This window comes from Sphingomonas sp. UYP23 (assembly GCF_054059235.1).
Map to the genome: position 1 here is coordinate 531,993 of NZ_JBSSBX010000001.1, position 20,976 is coordinate 552,968.

General features: G+C 68.4%; 18 protein-coding genes. 3 read left to right on the plus strand and 15 right to left on the minus strand.

Annotated features, from left to right (window positions below; all coding sequences use genetic code 11):
* The first annotated feature begins 16 nt into the window (after positions 1–16).
* Positions 17–763 (plus strand): monofunctional biosynthetic peptidoglycan transglycosylase, encoded by a 747-nt coding sequence (mtgA, locus tag ACVWYO_RS02805; RefSeq protein WP_457348682.1) that lies wholly within the window; start codon positions 17–19, stop codon positions 761–763.
* Positions 764–825: 62 nt separating this feature from the next.
* On the opposite strand, the gene ACVWYO_RS02810 is transcribed toward mtgA, so the two are convergent.
* The 5 genes from ACVWYO_RS02810 to ACVWYO_RS02830 all read right to left on the minus strand — a co-directional run bounded on the left by ACVWYO_RS02810 (position 826) and on the right by ACVWYO_RS02830 (position 5,668).
* The gene (locus ACVWYO_RS02810; RefSeq protein WP_457348683.1) at positions 826–1,074 is read right to left on the minus strand and encodes a hypothetical protein; all 249 of its coding nucleotides are present in this window, start codon (positions 1,072–1,074) and stop codon (positions 826–828) included.
* A gap of 105 nt (positions 1,075–1,179) precedes the next feature.
* Positions 1,180–3,915, minus strand: a complete 2,736-nt coding sequence (gene secA, locus ACVWYO_RS02815) for a preprotein translocase subunit SecA (protein ID WP_457348684.1) — start codon at positions 3,913–3,915, stop codon at positions 1,180–1,182.
* 86 nt (positions 3,916–4,001) lie between these two features.
* Entirely contained in the window at positions 4,002–4,265 is a 264-nt protein-coding gene (locus ACVWYO_RS02820) for a hypothetical protein (RefSeq protein ID WP_457348685.1), read from the minus strand.
* 62 nt (positions 4,266–4,327) lie between these two features.
* Positions 4,328–4,783, minus strand: a complete 456-nt coding sequence (locus tag ACVWYO_RS02825) for an energy transducer TonB (protein WP_457354839.1) — start codon at positions 4,781–4,783, stop codon at positions 4,328–4,330.
* A gap of 42 nt (positions 4,784–4,825) precedes the next feature.
* Complete coding sequence (locus ACVWYO_RS02830) at positions 4,826–5,668, minus strand: EF-hand domain-containing protein (protein WP_457348686.1); 843 nt, start codon at positions 5,666–5,668, stop codon at positions 4,826–4,828.
* 230 nt (positions 5,669–5,898) lie between these two features.
* Between ACVWYO_RS02830 and argJ the strand changes: the two genes are divergently transcribed.
* Both argJ and ACVWYO_RS02840 read left to right on the plus strand, forming a co-directional pair.
* A complete protein-coding gene (argJ, locus tag ACVWYO_RS02835; protein WP_457348687.1) occupies positions 5,899–7,125 on the plus strand; it encodes a bifunctional glutamate N-acetyltransferase/amino-acid acetyltransferase ArgJ in 1,227 nt (408 codons plus the stop codon).
* Positions 7,126–7,176: 51 nt separating this feature from the next.
* Positions 7,177–8,076 carry a glutathione S-transferase family protein gene (locus ACVWYO_RS02840; RefSeq protein WP_457348688.1) on the plus strand — a complete coding sequence of 300 codons (900 nt, stop codon included), beginning with the start codon at positions 7,177–7,179 and terminating at the stop codon, positions 8,074–8,076.
* 4 nt (positions 8,077–8,080) lie between these two features.
* On the opposite strand, the gene ACVWYO_RS02845 is transcribed toward ACVWYO_RS02840, so the two are convergent.
* From ACVWYO_RS02845 to ACVWYO_RS02890, 10 genes are all read right to left on the minus strand, one after another.
* On the minus strand, positions 8,081–8,479 hold the full coding sequence (locus ACVWYO_RS02845; protein WP_457348689.1) for a PEGA domain-containing protein: 399 nt from the start codon (positions 8,477–8,479) through the stop codon (positions 8,081–8,083).
* Positions 8,480–8,579: 100 nt separating this feature from the next.
* On the minus strand, positions 8,580–8,903 hold the full coding sequence (trxA, locus tag ACVWYO_RS02850) for a thioredoxin TrxA (protein WP_457348690.1): 324 nt from the start codon (positions 8,901–8,903) through the stop codon (positions 8,580–8,582).
* 65 nt (positions 8,904–8,968) lie between these two features.
* Positions 8,969–12,415, minus strand: a complete 3,447-nt coding sequence (gene addA, locus ACVWYO_RS02855) for a double-strand break repair helicase AddA (protein ID WP_457348691.1) — start codon at positions 12,413–12,415, stop codon at positions 8,969–8,971.
* A gap of 207 nt (positions 12,416–12,622) precedes the next feature.
* Complete coding sequence (gene addB / locus ACVWYO_RS02860) at positions 12,623–15,583, minus strand: double-strand break repair protein AddB (protein WP_457348692.1); 2,961 nt, start codon at positions 15,581–15,583, stop codon at positions 12,623–12,625.
* Entirely contained in the window at positions 15,576–16,337 is a 762-nt protein-coding gene (locus ACVWYO_RS02865; RefSeq protein WP_457348693.1) for a nucleotidyltransferase family protein, read from the minus strand. The genes addB and ACVWYO_RS02865 overlap by 8 nt, the downstream gene beginning before the upstream one ends.
* Positions 16,334–17,323 (minus strand): aminoglycoside phosphotransferase family protein, encoded by a 990-nt coding sequence (locus ACVWYO_RS02870; RefSeq protein ID WP_457354841.1) that lies wholly within the window; start codon positions 17,321–17,323, stop codon positions 16,334–16,336. The genes ACVWYO_RS02865 and ACVWYO_RS02870 overlap by 4 nt, the downstream gene beginning before the upstream one ends.
* Positions 17,320–17,760, minus strand: a complete 441-nt coding sequence (gene tsaE / locus ACVWYO_RS02875; protein ID WP_457348694.1) for a tRNA (adenosine(37)-N6)-threonylcarbamoyltransferase complex ATPase subunit type 1 TsaE — start codon at positions 17,758–17,760, stop codon at positions 17,320–17,322. Before tsaE ends, ACVWYO_RS02870 begins: the two co-directional genes overlap by 4 nt.
* A gap of 1 nt (position 17,761) precedes the next feature.
* Complete coding sequence (locus ACVWYO_RS02880; RefSeq protein WP_457348695.1) at positions 17,762–18,040, minus strand: CcdB family protein; 279 nt, start codon at positions 18,038–18,040, stop codon at positions 17,762–17,764.
* Positions 17,979–18,236: a type II toxin-antitoxin system CcdA family antitoxin gene (locus ACVWYO_RS02885; RefSeq protein ID WP_457348696.1), complete on the minus strand. Its 258-nt coding sequence runs from the start codon at positions 18,234–18,236 to the stop codon at positions 17,979–17,981. Before ACVWYO_RS02885 ends, ACVWYO_RS02880 begins: the two co-directional genes overlap by 62 nt.
* Before the next feature lie 55 nt (positions 18,237–18,291).
* The gene (locus ACVWYO_RS02890) at positions 18,292–20,643 is read right to left on the minus strand and encodes a PAS-domain containing protein (protein ID WP_457348697.1); all 2,352 of its coding nucleotides are present in this window, start codon (positions 20,641–20,643) and stop codon (positions 18,292–18,294) included.
* Between the last annotated feature and the right edge of the window lie 333 nt (positions 20,644–20,976).

Here is a 20,976-nt window from a genome sequence, read left to right on the forward strand (position 1 = left end):
GCCCTAAGACGCGGGAATGAGCGACACCAGGCAATCCCGCGCCGCCCCCCTCTCCAACCGAACCAGACTGCCGCGCCGCCGCGGCTGGATCGGTTGGGCGATCGGCTGGGCCCTCCGGCTGGTCCTCGCCTTTCTGCTCATCTCGGCGGTGATGGTGGTGGTGTATCGCTTCGTCCCGCCGCCGATCACGCTGACGATGATCGGCGATGCGCTCGGCGGGCACGGCATCGACAAGAGCTGGCGCCCGCTGTCGGACATCGACCGCAACATGCCGCGCGCCGCCATCGCTGGTGAGGATTCGCGTTTCTGCGCGCATCATGGCTTCGATTTTATTGCGATCGAGACGGCGATGGTGCGCAATGCCCGCGGTGGGCGGATTCGCGGCGGATCGACGATCAGCCAGCAGACCGCCAAGAACGTCTTCCTGATCCAGGGCGGCGGCTACCCGCGCAAGGCGCTCGAAGCCTATTTCACCGTGCTGATCGAGACGATCTGGGGGAAGCGCCGGATCATGGAGGTTTATCTCAACGTCGCAGAGACCGGGATCGGGACGTACGGCGTCGATGCCGCGGCGCACCGCTATTTCGGGCACGACGCTTCGCGCCTGTCACCCGATGAGGCTGGCCGGATCGCAGCCGTGTTGCCGCTGCCGAAGAAGCGGGCAGCAGTCGCACCGCGGGGCTTCACGCGCCGCCACGGCAATACGATTGCGCGCAGGGTGAATGTGGTGCGGAGCGACGGTCTGGACGCCTGCCTCCGCTAGCCCCCTTCCCATCCCGTCACCCCGGCCTCTTGCCGGGGTGACGTTAGGGTCAGAAGCAAACCTTACTTAGCCGCGTCGTCGGTCGCCTTCGACGCGCTGTCGCCGATCTTCTTCGCGCTGTCGCCGACCTTGTCCGCCGCGCCCGAGATCGCATCGGTACGGATGTTGTCGTTCTGGCTGCGATTGAAGAGATAGAACGCGCCAACGACGACGGCCACCAGCAAGACAATCCCTATAAGGATCGCGGCGCCGCCGCCGCCCTTGCGCTCGATGACGGTTACGTTCGGCGTTTCGGTATACTTGTCGCTCATTGTTCGTCTCCCTGTTACGTCTGGGAAACAAACCCAAGTCTTCGCAATTCGTTCCGGCGACTTCGTGTTAGCGCGGCACCGTATCGGCGCCGCGCTGGATCGCGTTCAGACGGCGCCGTGGCAGTGCTTGTACTTGCGGCCCGATCCGCACGGGCACGGCGCGTTGCGGCTGACCGTGCTCTCCCACTGCGCCGGGTCCTGCCCGATCTCGCTGCCATCGGGCTGCGGGATCGACAGCGGGGCGAGCCGCGTCGTGATGTGCCCCGACGACGCGCCGTCCTGGTCGTACGTGTCGTCCTCGCCGGTGAACGGATCGAAATGCTGCGTGATGAAGTCGGGCAGCGTCGGCAGTTCGGGCGCCTGCTCGAGCTGGAACTGCGCGAACGCGATCGTCCGCGTCACGTCCTCGCGGATGTTGGCGAGCATCCGCTCGAACAGCGAGAACGCCTCCTGCTTATACTCGTTGATCGGCGTCTTCTGCGCGTAGGCGCGCAGGTGGACGACCTGGCGCAACGCATCGAGCGTCGCGAGATGCTCCTTCCAGTGATGGTCGAGGTTCTGCAGCAGGATCGACTTCTCGACGCGCACCCAGGTGTCGGGATCGAGCGAGGCGGCCTTCTCCGCGATCATCTCGTCGGCCATCGCCTGGACGCGGCTCTCGATGATCTCGGGGTCGATCGCCTCTTCCTCGAGCCATGCCTCGATCTGCGGCTCGAGGTTGAGCGTCTCGGCGAGCTGCGCCTTCATCCCGTCAATGTTCCACTGCTCGGGGTACGTACCCGGAGGGCAGGCGCCGCCGACGATCGTGTTGACCGTCTCGGCACGCATGTCTTCGACCACGTCGCCGACGGTGTCGGCGTCCATGATGTCGGCGCGCTGCTCGTAGATCACCTTGCGCTGGTCGTTCATGACGTCGTCATATTCGACGACCTGCTTGCGGATGTCGTAGTTGCGCGCCTCGACCTTCTTCTGCGCGGTCTCGATCGCCTTCGACAGCCACTTGCTGCCGATCGCCTCGCCATCGCCGATATTGTTGCGCATCATCTTGGCGAACAGCGTGTCCGGCCCGAAGATGCGCAGCAGATCGTCGTCGAGGCTGAGATAGAAGCGCGACAGGCCCGGATCGCCCTGACGCCCCGAACGTCCACGCAGCTGATTGTCGATGCGGCGGCTTTCGTGCCGCTCGGTGCCGAGCACGAACAGCCCGCCCGCCGCGAGCACCGCGGCCTTCTCGGCAGCGATCTGGTCCTTGATCTTGGCGATCGCCGCCTCGCGCTCGGGCCCCTCGGGCATCTCGGACAGCTCGTCATTGACGAGGAATTCGAGATTGCCGCCGAGCTGAATGTCGGTCCCGCGGCCCGCCATGTTGGTGGCGATCGTCACCGCGCCGGCGCGGCCGGCCTGCGCGACGATATGCGCCTCGCGCTCATGCTGGCGTGCGTTGAGCACGGCATGCTCGACGCCTTCCTTGACGAGGAAGTCGCTGAGCAGCTCGGACTTCTCGATCGAGACGGTGCCGACCAGCACCGGCTGGCCGAGATCGGCATGATGCTTGATCTTCTTGGCGATCGCCGCGAACTTGTCGGCGGTATCCTTGTAGAATTCGTCTTCCTCGTCGACGCGCTTGACGCCGACATTGGTCGGGATCGTCACCACGTTCATCTTGTAGATGTCGTAGAATTCGGCAGCCTCGGTCGCCGCGGTGCCGGTCATGCCCGCGAGCTTGGGGTACATGCGGAAATAGTTCTGGAAGGTGATCGAGGCCATCGTCTGGTTCTCGGGCTCGATGTCGACGCCCTCCTTGGCCTCGACCGCCTGGTGCAGGCCGTCCGACCAGCGCCTGCCGTCCATCATGCGGCCGGTGAACTCGTCGATGATGATGACCTTGCCATCCTTGACGATGTAATCGGTATCGGCCTTGAACATCATGTTGGCGCGCAGCGCCTGGTTGAGGTGGTGGACCACCTGCGTGTTCTCGAAATCGTAGAGGTTCGCGCCCTCGAGCAGCCCGGCATTCTCGAGCATCCGCTCGACCTTCTCGGTGCCGTCCTCGGTCAGGATGATCGACTTCTGCTTCTCGTCCTTCTCGTAATCCTCCGCGGCGAGTTCCTTCACCACCAGATCGACCGAGCGATACAGATCGGACTTGTCGTCGGTCGGGCCCGAGATGATCAGCGGCGTGCGCGCCTCGTCGATCAGCACCGAATCGACCTCGTCGACGATCGCCATCGCGAACGGCCGCTGGACCATCGATTCGCGGTCGTACTTCATGTTGTCGCGCAAATAATCGAAGCCGAACTCGTTGTTCGTGCCGTAGGTGATGTCGGCGGCGTAGGCGGCGTGGCGCTGCTCGTCCGACAGGTTCGGCACGATCACGCCGACCGTCAGCCCGAGGAAATTATAGACCTGCGCCATCCAGCCGGCATCGCGTGCCGCCAGATAGTCGTTGACCGTAATGACATGAACGCCCTTGCCCGGCAGCGCGTTGAGATAGGTGGCGAGCGTCGCGACGAGCGTCTTGCCCTCGCCGGTGCGCATCTCGGCGATCTCGCCGCGGTGGAGCACGATGCCGCCGATCATCTGTACGTCGTAATGCCGCTGACCGAGCGCACGCTTGGCGGCCTCGCGCACCGTGGCGAAGGCTTCGGGGAGCAAATCGTCGAGCTTCTCGTCGGCGGCGAGCCGCTCGCGGAAGCGCACCGTCTGCGCCGACAAATCCGCGTCGGACATCGCCGAGATGACGGGCTCGAAGTCGTTGATCTTGGTGACGATCGCACCGAGCGATTTGACGTAGCGGTCGTTGGACGAACCGAAGAGCGTTTTGGCAAGGCCACCGAACATGGGGAATTCCTGTACGATTAGAGCGCGCGCACCAAGGCTGCGCAAAATAGGATGGAGAGCTGGCGAGCGCGATCAGCGCCGCCGGATCAAGCCCGTGGGCGATCCAGATACAGTCGCGACACCGATGGCCGCATCGCGGGCAGCGCATCGGCGACCGCAAAGCTGTCGTTCAGCCCGAACGCGCCGAGCAAATGCCGGTGGCCGATCACAAACGGCGCGACCGCAACCGCAAGCCGCTGGATACCGGCGACCGCCGACGGACATTGCGCGCTGATCTCGACTGGGCGCACGCCGCTCACCACGCCGGTGAGCGCGGTCAGGAGGGCAGAGAGAAGCAGCAGAAACGGCATGGCTCCGCGCGATCTAGGGACTAACCGCGCATACGTCCAGCGACTCGCGCCCGCATTACCGATCAGGACGGAAGGCGCCAAACGACATTGCGGTGCCAGGTCGCGGCAATCGGCGTGCCGTTCGCATCGCGCGCCGGGGCGAAGCGTGCGCGACCGCGCAGCGCGCGGCACGCCGCCTGGTCGAGCGACTCATGGCCGCTGCTCTCGTTGATGCGGCACGCGACCACCCTACCGGTATCGCCGATCGCCAACTCCACACCGACCTTGCCCTGCTCATTGCGCTCGAGCGCCGCAGCAGGATAATCAGCGGCGGTGATCCAATCGGCGGCTCCGCCGGTCGGGATCGCACCATGCGGATAGGGCGGCTCCGACGACGCGCGGTAGCCGCGCGCGACCGATTCGGCGCGGTCGCGTGGCGCATCCGGATCCCAGTCCGCAGGCGAATCGCGCACAGTCGCGATCCCGATGCTCAGCAGCAGGATCACGGCGATCCCCAGCACGCCGCAGGCCACGATCATCACCGCTTCGCGACGTTTGCCCTCCCCCAGCACGACGCGCGCTTACTCGTCGTCGCGGACCGGGCGTGGACCACCCGGCCGTGGACCGCCTGGGGGGTGCGGTCGCGCGAAACTCTCAGCCGAGACGCGCGGCAGATCCTTCAATCGCAGCACACCGGCATGGGCCGAGTCGAGCATGGCAAAGCGCTTATCGGCGGCGGCCTCGAACTCGGCCGGGCTGATGCCGCGGTTGAAATTGGTGTCCATCGGCGTGATGGGCTCGGGATAGTCGAACAGGCCATAGCGGGCGGCACCGGCCTTCGAATTGTCGGGTTGGCGCATAGGCCGAGCCGCCTCGCTGTCGCTGCCCTCGCCCCCGCCGCCGCCAGGCGGGCCGCCCATACCGCCGCCTCCCATACCGCCACCATCCATGCCACCGCCGCCCATTCCGCCCCCGCCCATTCCGCCGCCGCGCCGACCACCGCCGCGCCCGCCGCCACCGCCGCCGCGCGGGCCCCCACCACCACCAGGACCACCGCCGACGCGAACTTCGGGCAGAAGCTCGGATTCGTAGACCTCGATATCGTCGGGATCGATCTCGCCGTCATGCCCGCGGTCGAGCACAGCGAAGAAGCGCATCGCATCCGCGGTAAATTCGGCCGGCGTGAGGATGCCGTCATGATTGGTATCGGCAGTCTCGAACCAGCGCGTTTCGGGGTCGACGCCGTTCGCCTCCGCACGCACCGGCTCGCCCATCGGGCTGACGAACAACTTGCCGCGGACGGGACCGCGGCGGTCTGGCCCGACATCGCCGCGCGGCGCGCCGGGCATCGGCTGCTGCGCGGTCGCACTTCCTGCATGGGCCGTGGTCGTCAGGGCAAGGCACGTCAGCAGGATCAAACGCATGATCGAAACTCCGGAAAAGGGGGCGATCGCGATCAGTCGCGGCGCACCGGGCAGCATCAAGGCAGACCATGACGGGTGCGACGAAACGGGCCAGTAGACCGACGAACCGATCAGCGTCCGCTTTCTCGAGCTTCGGCAGGGGCTTGTCTGGTCCGCCGTTGGCACCGCTCGATGGGCTCCGCGGAAGCTCGCCCTTTGCGTCGCTGCGGCGGCGCATCTATGAGCGAAGCATGACCAGCCCGCGCTCCCCGCTCGCCCGCCCCTTCCCGCTTTTACCGCAGATCGCCGGCGTCACGCCGCATGTCGCGCGCGCAGGCTACAAGGCGTGGGAGCGCACCGACCTGACCTTCATCACGCTCGACCCGGGCACCAGCGTCGCGGGCGTGCTGACGCAGAGCAAATGCCCCTCGCCCGAGGTCGAATGGTGCCGCGCCGCGCTCGTGCTCGGCCAGGCGCGCGCGATGGTGGTGAATGCCGGCAACGCCAACGCCTTCACCGGCGCGCGCGGCCGCGCTGCGGTCGAGGCGATCGCGGCGCGCGCGGCGGGGCAGCTCGGCTGCCGGCCGTCCGATATCTTCGTCGCCTCGACCGGCGTGATCGGCGTGCCGCTGCCGATCGACAAGGCCGAGGCCGGCCTCGACGCCGCCTTCGCCGCCGCGCCGTGTACGTGGGAAGAGGCGACCAATACGATCGGCACGACCGACACCTTCGCCAAGGCGGCGATGACCACCGCGGTGGTCGATGGCCGCACCGTGACGCTCGTCGGCATCATCAAGGGTTCGGGGATGATCGCGCCCGACATGGCGACGATGCTCGGCTTCATCTTCACCGATGCGGCAGTCGAGCCCGCCTTCCTGCAAGCGGCGCTCGGCGAGGCGAACCGCGCGAGCTTCTCGTGCATCACGGTCGACAGCGACACCTCGACCAGCGACAGCGTGCTGGCCTTCGCGACCGGCAAGGCGGGCAACACGCCGCTCGCCGACGCCGAGGATGCCGGCGCCGACGCCTTCCGCGCGGCCCTGTCCGACCTGTGCCTGCAGCTCGCGCATCTCGTCGTGCGCGACGGCGAAGGGGCGACCAAGTTCATCGAGATCGCGGTAACGGGCGCGGAGAGCGACGTGAGCGCCCGCACAATCGCGCTGAGCATCGCCAACTCGCCCCTGGTCAAGACCGCGATCGCCGGCGAGGACGCCAATTGGGGCCGCGTCGTGATGGCGGTCGGCAAGGCCGGCGAACCCGCCGAGCGCGACAGCCTCGCGATCCGCTTCGGCGACACGCAGGTGGCGCAGGGCGGCCTCGCAGTGGTCGGCTATGACGAGGCGCCGGTCGCGGCGCACCTCAAGGGGCAGGACATCGAGATCGGTGTCGATATCGGCCTCGGTGAGGGTAGCGCGACGGTGTGGACGTGCGACCTGACGCACGGCTACATTTCGATCAACGCGGACTATCGCAGCTGAGCTGTCGCTCCGCCGGGCAGGATAACGATAAAACACAGCAGGAGAGCCACGATGTCCGAGATCATCCTCCACCATTATCCGCGCTCGCCTTATAGCGAGCTGCTGCGGATCGCGCTCGGCATCAAGGGCGCGGCGTGGCGCTCGGTGATCATCCCCGACATCGCGCCAAAGCCCGACCTTACCCCGCTCACCGGCGGCTATCGCAAGACGCCGGTGCTGCAGATCGGCGCCGACATCTATTGCGACATCGCGATCGAGGCGATCGAGGCCGCGCTGCCCGGCCCGAGCCTGTTCCCCGCCCCGCTCGGTCGCTTGCACGCGGTGCTCGCGCTGCAGGCGGGCGGCGCAACCTTCAGCCAGGCGGTCGGCTCGGCGATGGCGCCGTTCCTCGACCGGATCCCCGACGCCTTCTTCGATGACCGCAAGAAGCTGTTCGGCTTCGACCGCGACCGCATCGCCAAAGCCGCGCCGCATCTGCTCGCACAATTCACCGGCTGGCTCGCGCGGCTCGACGATGCGCTGAGCGACGGGCGCGCGTTCCTCGGCGGCGACGCGCCCGGCTATGCCGATTGCGCGGCGGCGATGAACCTGTGGTTCCACGGCAATTTCGGGATGAAGGACGCGCGCACCGCCCGCCTCCCGCATCTCGCCGCCTGGTTCGAGCGGATTGCCGCGATCGGCCATGGCACGCCGAGCGACCTCTCGGCGGCCGAAGCGCTGGCGATTGCGCGCGATGCCGAACCGACGGCGATCGAGCTGATCGAGCAGGACAGCGGATTCACGGCCGGCCAGACGGTCACCGTTCGAACCGAAGACCCTGGCGCGGATGTGGTAGACGGCGCGCTCGTGCGCCTGACGCCGCGCGAGATCGTGATTCTGCGCGAGGATCCGCACGTCGGGCGAGTGGCGGTGCATTTCCCCCGAATCGGCCAGATCCTCGCACCAGCCTGACGCGTCAGCGTCGCTGCGGCGGCTCGGGCGTCAACGTCACATCGATCGGGTTTGGCTTGAGCGCGCGCAACGCCCCGTTGCGGTGATCGACGAGATAGCCGACCAGTCCGGTGGTCAGCGCACTGCGGGCAACGGCGCCCGGCCGTTCGGTATCGACACTGCTGACCGTAACCTCGAGCGGTTTATAGCCAGGCTTGCGGACCGTCACGACCAAGCCGGTCTTGCGCTTGAGCGTCAGCGTACATGGCGTGACGCACGCCACGCCGATCGAGGTGCTGACATCGGCGCCAAGCGGCTGCGAACGGACGTCCAGGGGCTGCAAGGTGCCGTGCGACACCGTCGAGCATCCGCCCAGCAGGAGCACGGCTACCACCAGCGAGCCCTCGCGTTTTGCTATGCTCATCACATACCTCCGCCAGCGCATGAGCCTCACGCGCTCGCGGGAAAGTATCCGGGAAAGGCTAGCGTTTCAAAGCGCTAACAGCCTAATCCGCGATAGCAACTCAGGCGAGTTCGCCCTCGAGCCAGGCCTTCAACCGGCCCTTGGGCTCGGCACCGACCTTGGTCGCGGCGGGCGCGCCGTTCTTGAACAGGATCATCGTCGGGATGCCGCGCACGCCGAACTTGCCCGGCGCATCGGGATTGTCGTCGATGTTGAGCTTGGCGATCGTCACCTTCTCGCCCAGTTCCTCGGAGATTTCCTCGAGGCTCGGCCCGATCATCTTGCACGGGCCGCACCACTCCGCCCAGAAATCGACTAGCACGGGGCCAGTTGCGTTGGTGACGTCGGCTTCCCAGCTCGCGTCGGTGATCTTCTTGGTCGCCATGGTGAAACTCCTTCGTGTGAACGCAGAGATAGGATGCGCACGCAGCACACTCAAGCGCACGACTGCTAGCTTTGCTCCACCCCGGCAAAGCCAGGCTTGTGCGCATCGAGCAGGTCGTCAGGCAGCGCATGCAGCGCCGGCCCGCTGGTATAGAGCAATGCCGCCTCGACGCGACGCTGCGGGAAGATCACCGCGAGCGCAGCGACGTACGCCGCCATCTGCTTGAGATGATAGGCGGGCACGTCGGCCAGCCCCGCCGGCACCGCCCGCCCGGTCTTGAAATCGACCACGCGGATCAGCTCGGGCGTGACGAGCAGCCGGTCGACCGTCCCCGACACGACGAACCCATCGCGCAGCACCGCGGCGATCGGCGCCTCGGCGAGGGCGTTCGGGCCGAACAGCTCGGCCAGCGCCGGATCGCCCAGCACCGCGAGCACCGGCGCGACGATCGCAGCACGCGCCTTCGCATCCGCGACCGCGCCAGCCTGAGCGAGCCAGCGATCCGCCGCTTCGGCCCGCATCGCGGGCGCGACCGCGGGCAAGCGTTCGAACAGCGCATGGATCAGCCGCCCGCGCTCGGCCGCGGCGCGCATGGCAGGCGTCGGCGGCGCGTCGGCGACCGCATCTTCGCCGAGCGACGACGGCGCGAGCGGACGCGGCGGGCGGGCTTCCTGCGGCGCGGGGCGCAGCGCCCAGTCGGGAACTGGCTCGTGCATCGCTGCCCCGCGCGCAGCCCGGCGATCGGGCGCGACGGGACGTTGCGGCTCGCGCCCCGCAAAGTCGCGCGCGCCCTCGCCCGCGTTCCCGAGCGCGGTCATCGCGCGGTCGGCGGCGGCGTACCAGCTTTGCTCGGGCGCGGTCCCCTGTGCGCGCGGGCCGACCGATCCGGCGATCACCAGCCGCTCTTCGGCGCGCGTCGCGGCGACATAGAATAGCCGCCAATGCTCCTCGAGATCGCGCGCCGCGGTTTCCTCGACCAACACGGCGAGCGGCCCGGTCGCCTCGCCATTGCGCGGGCGGATCACCGGCAGCTCGTTCGCCATGTCGCCCGCACGCCAGTTGAGCGTCGAGCGCGGCGAGCGCGTCGGATCGACCGCGGCATCGGCGAGGATGACGAGCGGCGCCTGCAGCCCCTTGGCGCCGTGCGCGGTCATGACGCGCACCGCATCGAGCGGGGCGGACGGATCGCGCTTGATCTCGACCTCGCCGCGATCGAACCAGTCGAGGAAGCGCTGCAACGACGGCGTCCCGAGCGATTCGAAGTCGAGCGCGGCGCTGAGCAGTTCCTCGATCGGATCGCGCGCCTCCTGCCCCAACCGCCGCACGAGATTGCGCCGCGCGCCGAGCGGCCCCGACAGCAATTCCTCTAGAAACTGGTAGGGCGTCGCAATATCGGCGCGCGCCAGCATCGCGAACAGCGGCGCGATGTCCTCGCGCGGTTGGGTCGCCGAAATATGCCGCCACAGGCTGCCGGTGCGCGGCGGTGCCGCCAGCATCAGCCGCTCCTGGCTCCACCCGATCAGCGGCGAGACGAGCAGCGCAGCAAGCGAAAGGTCGTCGGCCGGCTGCAGCACGAAGCGGATCGCGGCGAGCAGATCCTGGACCGACAGCGGCGCATTGAGCCGCAAGCGGTCCACGCCCGCCACCGGCACCCCCTCGGCATAGAGCCGCGCGACGATCAGTGAGGCGAGCTCGCCGCGCCGCTTGACGAGGATCATGATGTCCTCGGGCCGCAGCGTCCGCCCCTTGCTCTCGAGCATCAGCGTGCCGATCCAGCCCTTGATCGTCCGCGCGATCTGCCGCGCGAGTTCGCGCGTCGAATCGGAGATCCAGCTCTCCTCATCCTCGTCGCTGCCGCCCGCGACGACGAGCGGCCACAGCGTGACGGTGCCCGGTCCCGGCACTTCGCTTGCGTGCACTTCGCGGTCGGCGATCGCGCCAAGCCCAGGCTCGGGCAGCGCCTCGATCGCGGCATCGACGAATTCGAGCACCGGTCGCGTCGAGCGGAACGATTGCGTCAGCGACAGCCGGTGCCACGGCCGCGCGCGCATCGTGCCGGTCTGGCGGCGCTGCTCGTCATCGGCCTCCCACGCGTCGCGCGCGAGCGTGCCGAGCTTCTTCTCTGCCGCGGCAAAATAGAGCGGGTGCGTGCCCTGGAAACCGAAGATCGCCTGCTTGAAATCGCCGACGGTGAACAGCGTGCGAACGCGCGCATCCTGCGCGCCCTCGCCGGCGAAGAACTCCTCGACCAGCGCATGGATGATCGCCCATTGCGCGGGATTGGTATCCTGCGCCTCGTCGATCAGCACGTGATCGGTCGCCTGGTCGAGCTTGTAGCGCACCCATTCGCCCATCCCCGGCTGGCCGAGCAGGCTGATCGTCGCGCGGATCAGATCGTCGAAATCGACCGCGCCGAGCCGCCGCTTGGCGCGCTCATAGGTGACCGCATAATCGCGCCCGACCGACAGCGCATCGGCGAGCAGGTCGGCATAAGCCGCGCGCTCGCGAAGGCCCAGCAGATGCGCGCACGCCTCACCAATCTCGATCGCGAGATCGGCATATTCCGGATCGGCGGCGAGCAGCTTGGGCGAGTATTTGCGCGGCTCGCGCTTGGCGGTGAACGGTACGCCGATCAGATCGCCGAGCATCCGCGCGCGCATCGCCGGGTCCGCCTCGACCCAGCATTCGGCCAAATCGGCATGGTTGCCCCCGGTCGCGGTGCCCCAGGCGCGATTGGCCGCCGCGAGCCGGGCGACCGAGCCGACATCGAACGAATCATCGCTGCACGCAGCGGTGATCTCCGCCTCGATCTCGCCCTGCGGCAAATCGAGCGCGCGGCGGATGAAGGGCCGCACGCCCTCCCCCATCGGCAACTCGGCCATCGCCGCGGGTGCACGCGCACAGGCGAGCAGGAACTTCTCCGCCTCGCCCTCGCCGAGCCGCAAGCTCAAAGCCCCGACCGTCGCGACCGACGCGTCCCGTCCCTCGGCCTCGGCGGTAACCAGCATCTCGGCGAGCGCGTCGCGCGCCATCACCGCTTCCTCGCGCGCCTCGATCGGGCGGAAGCCGGGGACGAGCCCCGCCTCGACCGGGAAGGCGGCGAGCAGGCTCTGGCAGAAGCCGTGGATCGTCTGGATGCGAATCCCGCCGCCCGGCGAATCGAGCACGCGCGCGAACAGCGTCCGCGCCCGCGCGCGGAGCGCCGGCGACGGATCCTCGCCGAGCGCTTGCAGGTCGGAGACGAGCTCGGGCTCGGGCATCCGCACCCAGGCGGCGAGCCGATCGCCGATCCGCCCCGCCATCTCGGCAGCACCCGCCTTGGTGAAGGTGAGACACAGGATCGCGCCGGGATCGACGCCGGTGAGCAGCAACCGGAAGACGCGTGCGGTGAGCACCTGCGTCTTGCCCGTGCCGGCCGAGGCGGAAAGCCAGACATGGCCGCCGGGATCGCTGGCGCGCGCCTGCGCATCTTTGAGGATCGGGAGCGGACGTTGGGTGTGGGTGACGCTCATGCCTTTCCTCCCCTCCTTGAAAGGGAGGGGTCGGGGGTGGGTCGGCCCGTGGCGTGCGTACCGCTCCTATTGAGAGCAACCCACCCCCAGCCCAGTGTCGGGTCGGTCATGCCCCCAACATGACCTGAACAGCGCGGGGCGCTGTTCACCCGACACTCTTCCAGGGAGGGGAGGAAGAAGGTCAAGGAGGGGGAAAGACGGCCGACCTCACTCACGCCCATACCATTCATCCCGCCGCATCAGCTGGTCATATTCCGCATACGGCGCATATTCCGGATGCAGCTTCGCCTCGAACGCCCGCATCCCCGTCAGCCAGTCCGCAGCAGCAGCCGAAAAATGCCGCTCGGCAACGCCCGTGAAATCCTCGGGCAAAACCTTGTCGCCCTTCCCCGCCGCGTCGACCGGCGAGGTGACATAGCCGAACGCGTCCCCCTTCTTCGACAGCGACCAATATTCGAAACCGCGCGCCTTGCCCGCGATCGCCTCGAACCCGCCGCGCTCGGCAATCAGCCCAAGCAGCCCCAACTGCAAACTGAACCCCTCGCGCACCGCCGCCGGCGACGGCGGTTTGCCCGTCTTGTAATCGATCACCGCCAGCGTCCCATCGGCAAGCCGGTCGATCCGGTCGAACTTCCCCGTCAGCATCACCCCAGCGAGCGACACCGCCCCCGATTGCTCGACCGCAAGCACCTGACGCCCCTCGTCAAGGTTGCGTCCCATCTGCGCGACGATCCAGTCGATCGCCTCCATCAGCCGCGGCTTCCACAACGCGCGCTGCATCGGATGCGCGCCCTCGAACATCGCCAGCGCACGCGCGTGCAGCCGGTCGAGCGCGCAGCCATCCTCCTTCGCCCAGCGCTCGAGAATGTCGTGGACCGCAGTCCCCCGCCACGCCGCACTCGGATCGGCATCGACCGGATCGAGCGGCGCGAGCCCCAAGATGCGCTTGGCATAGAAGGCATACGGGTCGGCCTTGAGCCGGTCGACATCGGTCACCGCGATCTTCTCGGGTCGGCGCTCGCGCGGCGGCACCGGCGCAGGCTGCTCGGCGGGTTCGTGCACGCCCGGATCGTCGAGCGCCCGCGCCCAGCCCTCGAGCGCCGAAGCACGCTCGAACCGCTCGCCCGCCAGCGCCTGCAACCGCAGCCAGAAGCGCGACGCGATCGCCGGCTGCGTCCCCCCGCGCCGTGCGCGCGTGATCAGCGCGGTCGGCGCGCCGAGCGCCTGCGCCAGATCATGCGCCGCCAAACCAACGCCACGGTCGAGCCCGGGCAGGCCAAGTTCAGCGCGGATCCGCGGCGACAGCCACGGATCGGGCGCAGGCAGGCCCGGCCACGTGCCTTCGTTGAGCCCGCCGAGAATCATGATGTCGGCGGTCTGCAGCCGCGCTTCGATCAAGCCATAGATCGCAAGGCGCGGATGCTCGCCCTGGCGCGAGCGCACCGCGACTTCGTCCATCAGCGTCTTGAGCAAAGCTGCAATGCTCGCCGGGTCGATCCTGGGCGGCCCCTGCACGGCATGCGCCTCGGCCTCGTTGAGCAACTCTGCCGCCGCGCGCCCGTTGGGGCCCGACCACAAGGCATCGCCGCACAGCGCCTGCGCGGTCGTGCGCAGCGCCTCGAGCACTGCGCCGAGCGGCAGCGCACCCGCCCCGAACACGTGCTCGATCGGCGCGAGCAATTCGCGCGCCTCGGGCCACCATTCGAGTGCAGCGCGCGCGTGCCGCGCCTCGCGCAGGTGCGCGTCGATCCCCGTCAGCCCCGCCGCCGGCCGCGGCCCACGCAACGCGCGGTCGAGCGCGCGCACCCCCGACAACCACGCCGCACGCGGCGCTCCGCTGCGCACCAGCGGATGCTTGAGCAACGTCAGCAAGGCGAGCGGCGCGAACCGCTGCGTCGCCGCCTCGGCGAGCGCCGTCAGCAAGGTCCCCGGCGGCAGGATCGACAGCGGTCGCCCCGCGGAATCATCGACAGTGATCCCCCACCGCTGGAGATGCGCTGCAACACGGCGCGCCAGCCCACGATCCGGCGTGATCAGCGCTGCGGTGCGCGTGCCGATCAGCTCGCCCGCCTCCGGCTCGAGCGCAGCGCGCAAGGCAAGCGCGATCGCCTGCGCCTCCTCGCCCGGCGTCGCGAGTTCGGCGGCGGAAATCCCCGCAAGCCGCCGCTGCTCGGGCCCGAGCGTCGTCCAGCGCGCGGTATAATCGGCGACCGACAGCGCGTTCGCCACTGCCTTGCCGCGCGCGATCGTCGCGTCGTGATCGCTGCCGTCGCGCCAGGTGCGGAACTCGCCGCGATTGACGCCCATCCGCTCGAGCAGCAGCTTGAGATGAAATTCCGGATGCGTCTCGATCGAGCGCCGCGACAGGCCGCTCACCGGATCAGGCGCATGCGGCCCGAGCGCCTGCCACTCGCCCTCATCCATCCCGGTCGCGAGATCGGCGAGCACCACCATTCCGCGCGGGCTGTCGGCGATACAGCGCAGCAGCCGCGCCACTGCGGGCGCGCTGTCGATCACCCCCGCCGCGCAGATGAAACCGGAAGGCGGTGCGGCGCGCCAGCGCGTCGCCAGCCGCTCGAACAGCATCCCGCGCCGCGCCGCCGCGTCGATCCGGCCGAGCCGACGCAACTCGTCGGGCCAGCGATCGAGCACGATCCCGAACAAGGCAAGCGCGCGCTCCCAATGCGCCGACATCGCCTCGCTCAGCTCGATCTCGCGCAACTGCCGCGGGGCGATCTCCTCGACGAGCAGCTGGTCGAGCGTACGCGCGAGATCGCCTGCAAGCCGCACCGCCTCGGCCGCATCGACCGGCAACCCGACACGCGCGCGCTCCTCGGCAACGAGCCGCGCGAGGATCATCCGCCGTTCGAGCGGCGCGACCGCGGGCAAGACCGGATCGGGATCGTCCGCCGGATCGAGCGCTGCGCCGATCGCTTCGTCGAGCGCAGGATCACCGATCGCGACCAGCCGCGGCAACAGCAATCCGCCCGAACTCGCGCGGACGAACGCGTCGGTCAGCGCCAGCTTGGCGCGGTTGTTGGGGAGCAGCACGAGGCCCTTGGCGAGCCCGAGATCATCCCCATCAAATTGTCGGATCAACCCCGCCGCCAGCGCATCGGCGAACGCGCGGTGCGCGGGGATCGTGAAGAGCCTGGGGCCCTCAGCCATCCGCGAGCATCGCCTCGGTCTTGGGAATCGCAGCCGGCGTGCCGACGTCGAACCACAGGCCCTGATGGACGATGCCGAACGCGCGCCCCGCCTTGATCGCGCGATCCCAGAAGACGTTGGTCGAAAACGCGTCGCTCGGCGGATCGACGATCAGCCGCTTCGACAGCATCTGGATCCCGGTCCAGACATACGGCGCCACCCGCCCCGATTTGCGCCGCGCGATCCGCCCGAACGGATCGAGATAGAAATCGCCCAGGCCCGCATTGTGGTTGGCGCGCGCCTGCGGGACCATCAGCATCAGCACGTCCATCCGCGCATCGTTCCACGCATCGGCCATGAGTTTCAACGAATCGAGCGGTCCGTCGAGCCAGATATTGTCGGTGTTGACGCACAGGAACGGGTCGGCATCGATCAGCGGCAGCGCCTTGACGAGCCCGCCACCGGTCTCGAGCAGCTTGCCGCGCTCGTCCGAAATCGTCACCTCGAGCCCATGCCCGTTTACCGCGAGATGCGCCTCGAGCATGTCGGCCATGTAATGCGTGTTGACGACGATCTTCGACACGCCCGCGCTGCGCAGATGGTCGAGCACATGGTCGATGAAGGTCGTGCCGCCGATCTTGATCAGCGGCTTGGGTCGCATTGCCGAAAGTGGGCGCATCCGCGTGCCGAGCCCCGCCGCCATCACCATCGCGGTGGTCGGCACCTTGGCGTCCGAATCGGGCCGCAGGCGCAGCGTGCGTTTGGGCTGCATCACGCCGCGGCGCTCGTCGCGACCTGCAGCGGGTCGCCGCGCAACTCGGCCGGCAGCGTCGCGTCGAACCACGCCTTGACCGGGGCGAGTGCGGGATGCGCGAGGTCGCGCTCGAAATAGCGCCAGACGCGCGGGCACAAAGCGGCGTAGCGCGGCTTGCCGTCGCGCTGCCACAGCCGCGTGAAGATCCCGACGATCTTCGCATTCCGCTGCGCACCGAGCACGTGATAGGCCGTGTCGAACGCATCCCCCGCGCCCGTTGCCGTCTTGTACCGCGCCAACATCTCGGCCTCCACGCTCTCGTCGACATCGCGCCGCGCATCCTGCAGCAACGAGACGAGGTCATAAGCGGGATGCCCGACCAGCGCATCCTGGAAATCGAGCAGACCGAGCGTGCGTTCGCCCGTGCCGCCGCGGATCATCATCAGATTTTCGCTATGATAATCGCGCAGCACGGTCACGCCCGGCTCGGCGAGGACGGGCGCGAAGACGGCGTTCCATGCTGCGTCATAGCGCGCCTGGTCGGGCACCACACCGACCGCCGGACAATACCACTGCGTCAACAGATCGACCTCGCGGTGCAGCACCGCTTGGTCATAGGGCGGGACCGGCGCTGCGGGCACGCCGTGGAGCCGCACCAGCGTATCGATCGCGGTACCGTACAGCGCGGGGGCCCGCGCCGCATCGGCATCGACCGTCTCGCGCATCTGGACGTCGCCGAAATCCTCGAGCAGCACCAGACCCTGGCCGAGATCGACCGCGTCGATCGTTGGCGCGGCAAAGCCATGTTCGCCGAGCCAGCGCGCGATCGCGATGAAGTCGCGCGGATCTTCGTGCGGCGGCGGCGAGTCCATCAGGATCGCGCTGCGCGCGCCGTCGCGTACGCGGAAATAGCGCCGGAACGACGCATCGCCCGCGACCGGAAGTATCGCCGCGCCGCCCCAGCCGTGCGCCGCGAGAAACGCCGGCGCGCCGGAGGGTGGAATCATATCTGCTGCCATCGCGCTCTCCAGCCAGCGGGTACGCTGGCTGTCAAGCGGCGGGTGCCGTCGGGGAGCATCTCGAGCGCCAGCGCGAGCGCCTCGGGCCACCAGCCGGGCGCGCGTTCGGGCCATTCGATCAGCAGCACCGAATCGCCCGCGGCATCGTCGAGCCCGAGTTCCTCGATCTCGTCGGGATCGTCGATGCGATAGAGATCGACGTGCAGCACGGGCACCCGCACTTCTGGCGGCGCATAGGGCTGGACGATCGCGAAGCTCGGCGACGGCGCCTCGCCCGGCAGCCCGAGCGCGGCGAGAAGCCCGCGCGCGATGCTGGTCTTGCCGGCCCCGAGCGTCCCCGACAGCGTGATGACATCGCCCGGCGCGACGAGCGTCGCCAGGCGCGCGCCGAGTGCCTCGCTGGCCTGCGGATCGGCAAGGATCATCTCAATGGCCCGTCAGCAGCCTGTCGAGCGCGTTCATGATCTCGAAGCGATGCGCTACAAACGAGCCGACCGCGTGCCCAAACTCCCGCAAAAGAACCGTAGCGGCATTTTGCGGTAACAGCACGAAACTGCGCGTCTCGAATTCCAGCACCGGATTGAGGTGTGTCACCGGCGCAGGCCCAGACCGCCGCGCCGCGCGAACAGGTCGAATTGCGCCATCAGAACATCCGATGTTCGGCGAGCGGAATGCCATTCTCCTCGATCCACGCGTTATACGCATCGATCGCGCCGCGATTTTCGTCCTGCCAGCGCTTGCTGCGCTCGTCCGACACCTGCTTCGCCAGACCTTCTTCGCAAGCGCGCGAAACGTTGATGCCGTAGGCCTTGGCCGCCGCGACCAGCTTGGTGTCGAACGAGATGTTCGTCGCGCGCCGCACCGCGGGGGCGTCTTCACGCCGGGTCGATCGAGCGGGCATTTGCAACCTCCAAGGAATGCGCACCCTATATGCGCATCGCTGCACCCAAGCAACGTCACCGCCGCGGCAGCGTCACCGTGATCAGCGTCCCCTGCCCCGGCTCGGACACCAAGTCGATCGTCCCGCCATGCGCCTCGACGAACTGTTTCGCGAGCGGCAGGCCGAGCCCAAGCGCGCGCTCGCCATCGCGCGTGATGCCGGGCTGACCAAAGCGATCGAACGCGCGCGCGACCGCCTGCGGGGTCATCCCCGCGCCATCGTCCGACACGACGATCCGTGCGCCCTCGGCGGCGCCATCGACATGCAGCAGGATGCGGCCACCCTCAGGCGTTCCCGACACGGCGTGGCGCAGCAAATGCTCGACGACTTGCTGCAAGCGTTTCGCATCGCCCGCGATCTCGCCGGTCGAGGGCAGGATCTCGACCGCAAAATCGAGCTTGCGCTTGACCGCGAGCGGCGCGACCGCATCGGCGGCGGCGCGCGCGAGCGGCGCGAGCGCAACCGGATGCAGTTCGAGCGCCGGGGTGCGCCCCTCGGCCTGTGTCAGGTCGAGCACTTCATCGACCAGCATGCCCAATCGCTCGACCGATTCGAGGATTGCCTCGACATAGCCGACCGCCGCCTTGCTGAGCTTGCCCGCATAGCCCTCATGGAGCATCTCGGCGAAACCACTGATCGAGGTCAGCGGCGTGCGCAGTTCGTAACTCATCGTCGCGACGAACGCGGTCTTGATACGGTCGGCCGCCTCGAGCGCCTCGTTGCGATCGCGCAGTACGGTCTCGATCCGGCGGCTGTCGGAAATGTCGAGCATCGTGAACAGCCCGTTGCCGTCGGGCAACGGCACCGCGGCGAATTCGAAATGCCGCCCGTCGGCAAAGGCGACCCGCCCGCCGCGCTGCTGCCGCTCGACCGTGGCGGCGCGCACCAGATCGCTGATCAGCACCGCGCGTTCGGGGTTGGACAATTGCCGCGCGGCGCGTTCGGCGAGCGCATCGACGCGCGGATGCGTCGCGAGGAAGGCCTCGTCGAAACCCCAAGTCGCGCGGAACTTGTTGTTCCACAATTGCAGCCGCCCATCGGCGGCGAACACGCCAAGCGCCTCGTGCAGATTTTCGAAGGTCGCGGTGCGCACGCGCAGCAGCGTATCGCGTGCGCTGGCGAGTTGGACCTCTTCGGTGCGGTCCTCGAAGATCATCAGCAGCCCGCCATCGGGCAATGGCTGTGCGACCACGCGAAGATGCACGCCGCCCGGCAGATGCCATTCCTCTTCCTCGCCGCCCCCGGCGAGGAACCAGTCGCGCCGCTCGGCCTTCCAGCCGGGGAAGTCGCGCACTTCGGGCAGCCGCTTGGTCTCGCGCATCCGTTCGAGCACGCGGTCGAACTCGGGACGATCGGCGAGCCACTCGGCCTTCATCGCGAACAGCCGGCGGAACGGCTGGTTGCAGAACACCAGCGAACGGTCGGCAGCGAACTGCACGACGCCCGCCGAGAGCCGGTCGAGCATCGCACGCTGTGCATCGTCGAAGCGCTTGAGCCGCGCGCGCGCCTGCTCGAGGTCCTCGATGTCGATCGCGAAGCCGGCGACGCCGCCGGTCGACAGCGGCGCATCGAACACGCGCAGCATCCGCCGCTCGCCGTGGATCGTCGCGGGCATCGCCTGGCTCTGCACCGCCTGGGCGTCGCGCGCGCGCACCGCATTGGCGAGCGGCCCGCCCATCCCCGATCCTTCGACCAACTCGAGCCCGCGCGTGACGACATCCTCCGCCGACGCGCCGTCGACCGCATCGACGTAATGCGAATTGACCATCGCGAGCCGCAGATCGGCGCCGCGATACCACATCGGCATCGGGGCGGCCTGGATCACGCCGCTCAACTCCTCGTACAGCGTCGTCGCATAGCCGACCGCGGCGCCGAGCCGGACGATCTCGGCTTCGCTTTCGGTCGCGTCGAACACCCACAGGATCACCCCGCCCGGCGCCTGCACCTCGCGCGCCGCGCGGCTGCCCCGGATCATCAGCGCGCGGTCGGAGCCTTGCGCGCGCACGGTCCGCGAAAAGCCGCGTCCCGACTTTTGCGCGGCCTTGACGTCGGCGGCGAGCGCCGAAGCATCCTCGGCGGTAAGGCCGGCATCGGCTTGTGCCAGATCGTCGAGATAGCGCGGCGGCGTCGCCAATCCGAGCCACGATGCGAGCCGGGCACTGCAGTCGACCCGTCCGTCGGCACGCACGACCATCGCCAGCGCGGGGGCCGAGGAAAGCATCGCGCTCAACCGGGCGTTGAGCGCGATGGCATCCGCCGCCGCCCGGCGCGCGCGCAAGCCGGAATAGAGCATGGCTGCGCCGCCGCCGATGAGCAGAGCCAGCGCCAGTGCCACAAGGGCGGCCGTAAGGGTCGGAATCTCTTGCATTGCGATCGCTGCATCCTTGCCGGGTTCGCCGTCCTCCGTCGATCCCCAAAAGCCGCGACCGGGATCGCCGAGCACGCCATGCCGACGGAACGCTGTCGCTCCACCCCAACCGCGCGCGCCGTTTCGAAATCGCATCGTACCGCCGTCCGCACCCGGCGAGGGGAACGAGCCCGTCGGCAGTCGGATAAGCGCCAAAAAACGACGTTCGTGGCCCAGACGTTTTAGGGGCGCATCTCCGGTCATTCCGGTCCACGCAAACGTGATAGACGCCAATACCTGATCAGGCTTTCCCCCGTAATGGGCGAAGCGGATCGTGGGCACAGCGACCGCAGC

Excerpts from the sequence above, each read along its gene's own strand:
- mtgA (WP_457348682.1), top strand. The coding sequence starts at position 17 with ATGAGCGACACCAGGCAATCCCGCGCCGCCCCCCTCTCCAACCGAACC.
- ACVWYO_RS02810 (WP_457348683.1), bottom strand. The coding sequence starts at position 1,074 with ATGAGCGACAAGTATACCGAAACGCCGAACGTAACCGTCATCGAGCGC.
- secA (WP_457348684.1), bottom strand. The coding sequence starts at position 3,915 with ATGTTCGGTGGCCTTGCCAAAACGCTCTTCGGTTCGTCCAACGACCGC.
- ACVWYO_RS02820 (WP_457348685.1), bottom strand. The coding sequence starts at position 4,265 with ATGCCGTTTCTGCTGCTTCTCTCTGCCCTCCTGACCGCGCTCACCGGC.
- ACVWYO_RS02825 (WP_457354839.1), bottom strand. The coding sequence starts at position 4,783 with ATGATCGTGGCCTGCGGCGTGCTGGGGATCGCCGTGATCCTGCTGCTG.
- ACVWYO_RS02830 (WP_457348686.1), bottom strand. The coding sequence starts at position 5,668 with ATGCGTTTGATCCTGCTGACGTGCCTTGCCCTGACGACCACGGCCCAT.
- argJ (WP_457348687.1), top strand. The coding sequence starts at position 5,899 with ATGACCAGCCCGCGCTCCCCGCTCGCCCGCCCCTTCCCGCTTTTACCG.
- ACVWYO_RS02840 (WP_457348688.1), top strand. The coding sequence starts at position 7,177 with ATGTCCGAGATCATCCTCCACCATTATCCGCGCTCGCCTTATAGCGAG.
- ACVWYO_RS02845 (WP_457348689.1), bottom strand. The coding sequence starts at position 8,479 with ATGAGCATAGCAAAACGCGAGGGCTCGCTGGTGGTAGCCGTGCTCCTG.
- trxA (WP_457348690.1), bottom strand. The coding sequence starts at position 8,903 with ATGGCGACCAAGAAGATCACCGACGCGAGCTGGGAAGCCGACGTCACC.
- addA (WP_457348691.1), bottom strand. The coding sequence starts at position 12,415 with ATGAGCGTCACCCACACCCAACGTCCGCTCCCGATCCTCAAAGATGCG.
- addB (WP_457348692.1), bottom strand. The coding sequence starts at position 15,583 with ATGGCTGAGGGCCCCAGGCTCTTCACGATCCCCGCGCACCGCGCGTTC.
- ACVWYO_RS02870 (WP_457354841.1), bottom strand. The coding sequence starts at position 17,323 with ATGATTCCACCCTCCGGCGCGCCGGCGTTTCTCGCGGCGCACGGCTGG.
- tsaE (WP_457348694.1), bottom strand. The coding sequence starts at position 17,760 with ATGATCCTTGCCGATCCGCAGGCCAGCGAGGCACTCGGCGCGCGCCTG.
- ACVWYO_RS02880 (WP_457348695.1), bottom strand. The coding sequence starts at position 18,040 with ATGCGTATAACGCGTGGATCGAGGAGAATGGCATTCCGCTCGCCGAAC.
- ACVWYO_RS02885 (WP_457348696.1), bottom strand. The coding sequence starts at position 18,236 with ATGCCCGCTCGATCGACCCGGCGTGAAGACGCCCCCGCGGTGCGGCGC.
- ACVWYO_RS02890 (WP_457348697.1), bottom strand. The coding sequence starts at position 20,643 with ATGCAAGAGATTCCGACCCTTACGGCCGCCCTTGTGGCACTGGCGCTG.